Source organism: Micromonospora sp. NPDC049089, from assembly GCF_040648775.1.
Taxonomy (GTDB): domain Bacteria; phylum Actinomycetota; class Actinomycetes; order Mycobacteriales; family Micromonosporaceae; genus Micromonospora.
In genome coordinates this window covers 1-8,816 of the sequence record NZ_JBEZEH010000256.1, presented here as the reverse complement: position 1 = coordinate 8,816, position 8,816 = coordinate 1, and the positions used below count along the sequence as shown (strand labels likewise).

The 8,816-nt window shown below is 70.6% G+C and carries 9 protein-coding genes; 6 read left to right on the top strand and 3 right to left on the bottom strand.

The features are described 5' to 3' along the window. Nucleotides 1-710 precede the first annotated feature (710 nt). Nucleotides 711-965, bottom strand: coding sequence for a hypothetical protein (locus tag AB0B48_RS29895; RefSeq protein WP_357207297.1), 255 nt, complete (start codon nucleotides 963-965; stop codon nucleotides 711-713). Nucleotides 966-1,140: 175 nt separating this feature from the next. Here AB0B48_RS29895 and AB0B48_RS29890 point away from each other — a divergent pair, with 175 nt between their 5' ends. The 6 genes from AB0B48_RS29890 to AB0B48_RS29865 all read left to right on the top strand — a co-directional run bounded on the left by AB0B48_RS29890 (nucleotide 1,141) and on the right by AB0B48_RS29865 (nucleotide 6,548). After that, complete coding sequence (locus tag AB0B48_RS29890; RefSeq protein WP_357207294.1) at nucleotides 1,141-1,608, top strand: PRC-barrel domain-containing protein; 468 nt, start codon at nucleotides 1,141-1,143, stop codon at nucleotides 1,606-1,608. Nucleotides 1,609-1,882: 274 nt separating this feature from the next. Further along, nucleotides 1,883-2,941 carry a tryptophan--tRNA ligase gene (trpS, locus tag AB0B48_RS29885; RefSeq protein ID WP_357207291.1) on the top strand — a complete coding sequence of 353 codons (1,059 nt, stop codon included), beginning with the start codon at nucleotides 1,883-1,885 and terminating at the stop codon, nucleotides 2,939-2,941. A gap of 110 nt (nucleotides 2,942-3,051) precedes the next feature. Beyond that, nucleotides 3,052-4,248: a low temperature requirement protein A gene (locus tag AB0B48_RS29880; protein WP_357207288.1), complete on the top strand. Its 1,197-nt coding sequence runs from the start codon at nucleotides 3,052-3,054 to the stop codon at nucleotides 4,246-4,248. A gap of 86 nt (nucleotides 4,249-4,334) precedes the next feature. Beyond that, nucleotides 4,335-4,682 carry a YciI family protein gene (locus tag AB0B48_RS29875; RefSeq protein ID WP_357207299.1) on the top strand — a complete coding sequence of 116 codons (348 nt, stop codon included), beginning with the start codon at nucleotides 4,335-4,337 and terminating at the stop codon, nucleotides 4,680-4,682. A gap of 2 nt (nucleotides 4,683-4,684) precedes the next feature. Next, entirely contained in the window at nucleotides 4,685-5,941 is a 1,257-nt protein-coding gene (locus tag AB0B48_RS29870; protein ID WP_357207286.1) for a sigma-70 family RNA polymerase sigma factor, read from the top strand. A gap of 16 nt (nucleotides 5,942-5,957) precedes the next feature. Further along, nucleotides 5,958-6,548 carry an HAD-IA family hydrolase gene (locus AB0B48_RS29865; protein ID WP_357207284.1) on the top strand — a complete coding sequence of 197 codons (591 nt, stop codon included), beginning with the start codon at nucleotides 5,958-5,960 and terminating at the stop codon, nucleotides 6,546-6,548. Between the two features lie 4 nt (nucleotides 6,549-6,552). On the opposite strand, the gene AB0B48_RS29860 is transcribed toward AB0B48_RS29865, so the two are convergent. Both AB0B48_RS29860 and AB0B48_RS29855 read right to left on the bottom strand, forming a co-directional pair. Beyond that, nucleotides 6,553-7,524 carry an NADP-dependent oxidoreductase gene (locus AB0B48_RS29860; RefSeq protein WP_357207282.1) on the bottom strand — a complete coding sequence of 324 codons (972 nt, stop codon included), beginning with the start codon at nucleotides 7,522-7,524 and terminating at the stop codon, nucleotides 6,553-6,555. A 164-nt stretch (nucleotides 7,525-7,688) separates the two neighbouring features. Beyond that, entirely contained in the window at nucleotides 7,689-8,756 is a 1,068-nt protein-coding gene (locus tag AB0B48_RS29855; protein WP_357207280.1) for a DUF916 domain-containing protein, read from the bottom strand. Between the last annotated feature and the right edge of the window lie 60 nt (nucleotides 8,757-8,816).

The following is an 8,816-nucleotide window of genomic DNA, read 5'->3' as shown; positions in this document are numbered from 1 at the left end:
AGCCAGCAAAAACTGACCAGTCCGGGGTATAAATCATAATTGGCACTGGCTTTACAAGCACCCTGTTGAGTTCTCAAAGAACAACCACACACCGACCAGAAGCCCCACCTCAGTGGAACCCCAACCGGGGCTTTTCGTACCGTGTCCCCGCCGCTCTCGCGCCGGGCACTTTTACTACGTTACCTCACCGTCTTCGCCGTGTCAAACCGTGTGTCCCGGTCTGTCATGCTTCGTACGGGTCGGCGCCGGCGCACTCACGCAGCAGCGAACCGCTGCGTCAGGTCGTCGGATTCGGCAGACCGGCCGCTGCGGTTTCCCGCAGTCTCGCCCGGTTCCCTGCCGGTCGTGAACCTTACCCGGTCGGCTTCGCCGCACCAAATCCGCCTCGCGGCCGATCCGGCGAGCCCCGCCCGGACCGCGTCTCGCAGGAGCGAACCCCTGCTTGACCCGGTTGCCATCCCGTTTCGGCGCTCTAGGACCTTCGTCCCGTTTGCCCCGTTCCGCGCTGGCAGAGAGAAAGTTACGCGTCTGCGGGTTTGATCGTCAAATCCACGGGTAGCGGCGCGCGTCACATTCGTTCGTCTGAGGAGTTTTCCCAGTTCAGACCCGCTCCGCAGAAACCAGGGCTCGGCGACCACCCGTAGTGGGGGCGTCGCGCGGCCTGATCCGCAGGAGCGGCAGCGATCAGGACGGCCGCCGGGGAGCAGCGATCAGGACGGCCGCCGCCGCCGAGCGGCGAGCCAGGCCCGGAAGCCGAGAACACCGACGGTGGTGCCGATAGCCAGGGATGCGGCGATCAGCAGCGCGTGCACCCACAGGAAGCTGGTGGCCGCACCCTCGGCCACCGTGCCGGAGGCCCAGGACCGCGGGTCCTGCCAGATGGCCACCGCGAACCTCGGCCAGATCACCCAGGTCCAGACGCCGACTCCGACCAGGAAGAGACTCCACCCTCGCGACAGCACCATGGCAGCCGAGTATGCCAGCGCACCTGCTCAGCGGGCCGGCCACGCGGACGCGGACGCAGGCGCTCTGCCGCACCTGGCCAGGAGCACCCCCGCGTTGAGTGCCGGCTGTTTCCGGCGTCAGCGGGATGGGCACTGCGAAGGGGGACAGCTGAGGACCGTCCTTCGGAGGTGCCCCATGCAAACCTCGATCTTCAACCCCTGGGCCTGGCGTGATCCGTCCGCCCTGGCCGGCGGGTACACGCAGACCACTCCCTCGGTCACCCCTCCTAAGGGTCAGGAGGGTGGACACGACGGCCCGGACGCCCCCGGCCCGGGTACGCCCGTCGACCTGGTGGGTTATCAGGTGCAGGCGAGCGACGGACGCATCGGCACCATCGACGAGACGAGCGACGAGGCGGACGCCGGGCATCTGGTGGTGGACACCGGGCCGTGGATCTTCGGCCAGAAGGTGCTGCTGCCGGCCGGAACGGTCGACCGGGTGGATCACCAGGAACGCGTCGTGCACGTCGACCGGACCCGCCAGCAGATCAAGGACGCGCCACCGTTCGATCCGGCAGCGGCCGACCAGGAGTACCGGGAACGCGTCGGCGCCTACTACGCCGACAGCTACCTTCCGCCTCCCGGCGCCATCCCGCGCGGGTAATCTGAGGCCGTGGTCCGGACGGGCAACTGCGCATCCGAGGCGGTCGACCTGGTCGACGGCCGCTCTCTCGGTGCCGTGTCCGAGATCCCGACCAGCTCCGGCGATGGCCGTGAGCAACTTCTGAACGTCCTCCGTGCCGGTGGTCTGCGGTTTCGCGCCGGTGCGCGATGGCGGGCGACTCGCTGAGTCGATCCCGCTGACCGAGCAGGGCTGAGCCAGCCCTGCTCGGCGCGCGCCCACGCGTGACCCACCTTCGGATACGAGAGGCACCACCATGTCCGTCGCACGAATGCTCACCGGGGACCGGCCCACCGGCCGCCTGCACCTCGGCCACTACGTCGGCAGCATCGCCAACCGGGTACGGCTGCACCGGCGCTACGAGAGTTTCTTCATCATCGCCGATCTGCACATGCTCACCACCCGCAACCGCCGCGAGGACATCGACCAGGTCGCCGCCAACGCCCGCGAGATGGTGACCGACATCCTCGCCGCCGGCGTCGACCCGGACCGGGCCACCTTCTACCTCCAGTCGGCCATCCCCGAGGTCGGCGACCTCAACACCCTCCTCCAGAACCTGGTGACAGTTCCCCGGCTGGAACGGGTGCCCTCGCTCAAGGACATGGCCCGCGACGCCGGCAAGGAGGAGATGCCGTACGGGCTGCTGGGTTATCCGGTGCTCCAGGCCGCGGACATCCTCTGCGTGAAGGGGGAGGTGGTTCCGGTCGGCCGGGACAACGCCGCACACGTCGAGGTGACCAGGGAGATCGCCCGGCGGTTCAACCACCTGTACGGCCCCGTCTTCCCGGTGCCCGAGTTGATCCCGGCGGACACACCGAGCCTGGTGGGGACCGATGGCGCCGCCAAGATGAGCAAGAGCCGGGGCAACTCGATCGCGCTCTCCGACGACGCGGCGACGGTGCGTCGCAAGGTGCTCGGCATGTACACCGACCCGAACCGGGTGCGGGCCGACGTGCCGGGCACTGTGGAAGGGAACCCGGTCTTCGCGTACCACGAGGTTTTCAATCCGGACCGCGACGAGGTGGCCGACCTGGCCCGGCGTTACCGGGCCGGGCGGGTGGGCGACGTGGAGGTCAAGGAACGGCTGATCGTCGCGCTGGAGGGGTTCCTGGCGCCGATCCGGCAGCGGCGGGCCGAGATCGAAGCCGACCGGGGCCTGGTCGACCGACTGATCGTCGAGGGTACGGAACGGACCCGCCAGGAGGTACGCCAGACGGTGCTCGAGGTACGCCGGGCGATGGGGCTGACCGGCGCGTACCAGCAGGTGCGGCGGCGAGCTGAGCGGAGCCGACGCCGGGCGGACGCCTCGACCTGAGACCGGGGCGTTCGGTAGGCGGCGTGGCGCCGGGCGCCGGGTCCGCTGCGACACCATCGGGGTCTCAGCGGATCCGGACGTCAGCCAGGTCCAGGGCGCAGAATGCGAGGGTGAGGAGGATTCTCGACATTCGTCCGGTGCCGGCGGGGCTGACGCACCGGACCACGATGTTCGAGATCTTCTTCGACCTGGTCTTCGTCTTCGCGCTCACCCGGGCCATCACGTTCATGGCGTCCTCACCGAGCGCGCTCACCCTGGCCCAGGGGCTGCTCCTCCTGCTGCTGCTGATCTACTCCTGGTCGCCGTACATCTGGGTGGGGAATCTGGTCCGACCGGACGTCGGTCCGGTGCGGGCCCTCACCCTCGTCGCGATGGCGGCGATCTTCGTGGCCGCGCTGGTGTTGCCAGACGCGTGGCAGCAGAGTCCGGAGCTGTTCGACGCGCCGCTGACGCTCGCCCTGGCCTACGTGCTCGGCCGGGCCATGCAGCTCGTGATCATATTCCTGGCGAGCGCGACGAACCCTCCACTGCGCTCGACGCTGCGGTTCTTCGCCGTGCCCGTGGTGCTGGGCTGGATACCGCTGATCGTCGGCGCCCTGCTCGGCGGTGCGGCCCAGACCGCGCTCTGGACGGTCGCGTTCCTGCTGAACATCGGGGGTGCCCGGCTCGCGTCCACCTTCCGGCCGTGGCAACTGCGCAGCGTGGACCACTTCAGCGAGCGGTTCGGTCTGGTGCTCATCATCGCGCTGGGTGAGTCACTGATCTCCGCCGGAGCAGGCCCGAGGGCGATGGCACCGGTCGGCTCCGCCCTACTGGCCGCTCTGCTCGGCCTCACCAGCACGGTCTGCCTGTGGTGGCTCTACTTCGATCGGCTGGCGTCCGCCGCCCGGGAGGCGGTCGGCACCGTGCCGGATGAGCGACGGGCCCGCGTCGCCGGCGACGCGTACGGCCTCGGGCACTCCACGCTGATCATCGGCGCCATCTACGTCGCGCTCGGCATCGAGGAGGTGATCGCCCAGCTCACCGAGGAGTCCGCGCACCCCGACCGGCTCGGCTGGGAGGCCGCGACCGCGCTCTACGGCGGTGCTGCCCTCTACCTGCTCAGCAGGTTGGTCTTCCGCCGGCTGACCGTTGGCGTGGTGTACCCGCCGCAGGTCGTCGCCGCGCTGCTGCCGCTGGCCCTGCTGCCGATCGGCCGGTCCCTCCCGCCACTCGCGGCACTCGCCCTGCTCACCGCCTTCCTGATCGCTGTGACCTGGTTCGAGCGTCGGATGGACCGTCGCGACGAACGCGCACGAAAAAGCTGATGCGCCGTGTCGATATCCCCGTCCCACGTTCGTCGTCATGCTGTACGGCGACCCGCCGCACCGAGAGGAGCCGAAACGTGAAGTACATGCTGCTGTTCATGAGCCCCATGGTTGACGGGGAGGTCGTCGACAACGGGTGCAGCTTCGAGGACTGGATCCGCTACGACCGGGAGATGAAGGACGCCGGGGTCTGGGTCTCCGGGCATCCCCTCCAGGACCTGACCACCTGCACCACAGTGCAGGTCAAGCCGGACGGCGAGCGCACGATCACCGACGGGCCGTTCGCCGAGACCCGAGAGCTGCTCGGCGGGTACGACGTCATCGACGTGCCGGACCTCGACGCCGCGCTGGAGTGGGCGGCCCGGAGTCCCGGAGCCGTCGGCACCGGATCGGTCCAGGTCCGTCCGATCTTCGAGATCGACATGCAGGTGTGACAGTGCCGGGTGAGGGGGCAGCCGTCGGGTCGTCGGTGGAGGCGGTGTTCCGGGAGGAACGCGGCCGGCTGCTCGCCTCGCTCGTGCGCCGCTTCGGTGACCTCGACCTGGCCGAGGAGGTCACCTCCGAGGCCATCGAGGCGGCGCTGACGCACTGGCCGACCGACGGCGTCCCGAGCCGGCCGGGTGCGTGGCTGCTCACCACGGCACGGCGTCGGGCGGTGGACCGGCTGCGTCGCGACCGGGTGTTGGCGACCCGGCTCGCCGTACTCCAGGCGGAGGCCGAGCGGGCCGATCCCGCGCCGCCCGCCGACGCGGACCGCGACCTGCCCGACGACCGGTTGGCGCTCTTCTTCACCTGTGCGCACCCGGCGCTGGCCGCGCAGGATCGCGGCGCGCTCACCCTGCGGTTCCTGGCCGGCCTCACGACCACCGAGGTCGCGCGGGCCTTTCTGGTGCCGCCGGCCACCATGGCCCAACGACTCGTCCGCGCCAAACGGAAGATCCGCGACGCGCGCATCCCGTTCCGGGTGCCGGGCCCCGACGAGCTGCCCGGCCGTCTGCCCACCGTGCTCCAGGCCGTCTACTCGGTCTTCACCGAGGGGTACGCGGCCAGCTCCGGCCCGGATCTGCAACGGATCGACCTGGCCGAGGAGGCCATCCGGCTGGGCCGGATCCTGCGTCGGCTGCTGCCGGCCGAACGGGAGGTCGCCGGGCTGCTCGGTCTGATGCTGCTGGTCCACGCCCGCCGGGACGCGCGTACCGGACCGGACGGCACCATGATCCTTCTCGACGACCAGGACCGTGGACGCTGGGACGGTCAGATGATCGAGGAGGGGCAGGGCCTGGTGGTGGTCGCGCTGACCGGCCGAGCGCCCGGCCCGTACGGCGTGCAGGCCGCCATCGCCGCGCTGCACGACGAGGCCGCCGACGTGGCCAGCACCGACTGGCCGCAGGTGGTGGCCCTCTACGACGTGTTGCTCGGCCTGGTGCCCTCACCGATCGTGGCGCTCAACCGGGCCGCGGCGGTCGCCATGCGGGACGGGCCGGCGGCGGGGCTCGCGCTGCTCGACGAGTTGGCCGACGAGCCTCGGCTGCGCGGCTACCACCCCTATCCGGCGGCGCGGGCCGACCTGCTGCGCCGGCTCGGCCGGTACGACGAGGCCGCGGCCGCGTACCGCAGCGCGTTGACGCTGGTCGGCACCGAACCGGAGCGCGCGTACCTGCTCAGCCAGCTGAGAGCCGTCACGAACGAGTGAGCTGTACCCTTCCCGGGTGAGTCTGCCTCTGCCCCCCGGGCCGTTCGCCGCGTACCTGTTCGACTGCGACGGCACCATCGTCGACTCGATGCCGCTGCACTACCTGGCCTGGCAGCGGGCCCTTGAGGAGTGGGGCTGCGAGTTCCCCGAGGACCTCTTCTACGCCTGGGGTGGGCGGCCCACCGCGGACATCATCGTCGCTCTGAACGAGCAGCAGGGTCTCAGCATGCCGGTGGAGGCCGTCGTCGAGCGCCGGGAGAGCTACTACCAGGAGTTGCTGCCGCAGCTCGCCGCCGTGCCCGAGGTGGTGGCGCACATCCACGACGCGCACCGGCGGGTCCCGTTCGCCGTCGTCTCCGGCAGCACCCGTGCGTCGGTCACCGCCTCCCTGGACGCGCTCGGTCTGCTGGACCGGTTCGACGTGCTGGTCTGCGCCGACGACTACACCCGGGCCAAGCCCGACCCGGAGGCGTTCCTGCTCGCGGCGGAGCAGCTCGGCGTACCCCCGGAGTCCTGCCTGGTCTTCGAGGACACCGACCTGGGCATCCAGGCCGCGACGGCGGCCGGCATGGCTTCGGTACGCGTGCCGCAACAGCGCACGCCCTGACGCCTCAGGCCACCGTCAGCAGGAGCTTGCCGGCGTACGACGTCTGTAGGCGCTGGTGCGCGTCGCGTACCTTGCCCAGCGGGAACTTCTCCGCGACGTGCACCACGAACGGCCCCGCCTCGATGAGTTCGTTGAGGCGCTGCAACTGTCGAGGGCTCGATTCGCCGTCGTACGCGCGGACCATGACGCCCGGCCGTTCCTGCGGCTCCGGCCGCACCCCGTGGGCGAACGCGACCACCCCGCCGTCGGCCAGCGCCTCGGTGAGCTGGTCCAGCGTCGCGCCGCCGGCCATCGCCAGGATGGCGTTCACCCCGCCCGGGGCGGCGTCCCGGATCCGGGCCAGCACGTCGGTCATGTCGCCGTGGCCGTCGAGGGACATGTCGGCGCCGAGCCGGGTGACCAGCGCGACGCCGTCCGCCCCGGACGCCACCGCGATCACGTTCAGCCCCTGCCGCTTCGCCAACTGCACTGCCAGGTGGCCCTGACCGCCGCTCGCACCGAAGATCAGCAGCCAGTCACCGGCCGACAGGCTGATCGCGTCGAGTCCGGCCAGCGCGGTCAGCGCGTCGGTGGGCATGGCACCCGCGTGCTGGGCAGGCACGCCGTCGGGCACCTTCGCCACGTACTCCGCCTTGACCGACGCGTACTCGGCGTAGAGGCCGCCCTTCGGCCGCGTGGTGGCGGAGACGTAGACCAGGTCGCCCGCAGCCAGGCCGGTCACCTTGCTGCCGGCAGCGACGACGGTTCCGGCGCCGTCGGAGCCGGGCACGATCGGGAGCGCCGAGCCCTCCGGCACCAGCATGCCCTGCCGCTCGTATGCGTCCCACACCCCGACACCGGCACTCAAGACCTTGATCAGCACCTCGTCGTCGGCGACCTGCGGGATAGGCAGCTTCCGCAGGGTGATCACCTCCGGCCCGCCGAACTCGTCGAAGGCCGCTGCCTGCATCCGCTCTGGCAGATCCCCGTCAACCATGTGGATTCCCTCTCCGTGGCGGCGTCACCGTCGCAGCATGCCGGCTGGGGAACAGGCGTGGCCCGGAGCTGAGCGCCGTTCACCCACAAGGACGAACGCCCACGCCCCGGCCAGCGGGCGAGAACCGTCGCCGGCCGACGCAGCCGAGGTGACCGGTGCCGTGATCAGGAGGTCTGCGGCTCCGGGCCCCGAAGCGCCTGCTCGACGGCGTCGCGTACGCGGGCGTCCTCGCGCGCCTTGCTCCGCGCCCGGTTGCGGCGTCGGTACAGGTACGCCCCGACGAGCACGGCGATCAGCACGACGAGCACCAGCACCAGCATCCAGGGCAGGGCCCAGCCGTGCGCGGTGACCTGGACCGGCTTGAGCGAGGTGGTGGAGCCCGAGGCGTCGGTGAGCAGGGGTGTCACTGTCGCTGTAGCGGCCAGCGAGATGGCGGGAGCCACCCCGTGTACGGGCACCGACACGTCCCAGCTCTCACCCGGAAGCAGCTCCGGCGGCGCGGCGACATCCTCGGCCCGCACCCGCAGCAGGCCGAACGGGCCCGAGACGGTAACCGCCTGCTTCCCGGACAGGGCCGCGTTGCCGACGTTGTGGACCTGGTAGGTGATGGTGGCGTCACCCTTGCTGAACGGGTTGGTCGGTCCGGCGTACGTGACGTGGAGGTTCTCGATCGTGAGGTTCGGCTTCAGCTCGCCACCCACCCGCAACTTGATCCGGATGCCGAGGCGCCGGTCGACGTTGATCCCCTCAGCCTGGTCGGCCTGGGTCAGCGTCGTGAGGATGCCGCCGACGTAGTCCCCGGGCGTGGCGTTCTGCGGGACGTCGACAGTGAAGGGGACCTGGGCGGTCTTTCCGGGCTGGATCACGACGCTGCCGGCGTTCGGCTTCACCCAGGCGCCGATCGCGATCGACTTCTTGTCCCTGGTGAGCAGGTCGAGCTGGCCGGCGTCGGTGGTGAAGCCGTCGGCCGCGTACACGGTGAGGGTGAGCGGCGCCGGGCCGCGGTTGGCCACGACCATGGCGTCCTCGACGGCACCGCCCGGGTTGACGTTGTAGCTGTAGCTGGACCTGGCCTCGCCGTAGCCGTTGGAGGCCGTCCGGACCGTCCAGGCGACGTTACCGTCCGCCGCCAGGGCGGGACCGGCACCGACACCGACGGCCGCGACGACGGCGAGCAGGGACAGTGCTGTCGTACGGAAGCGTGTCTTCCAGCGCGTTACGGGCGGGTACATGTCAGTTCCTTGAGGTGATCTTGGGAGGGGTGCAATGGGTGGCGGGGTAGGCCCCGCATG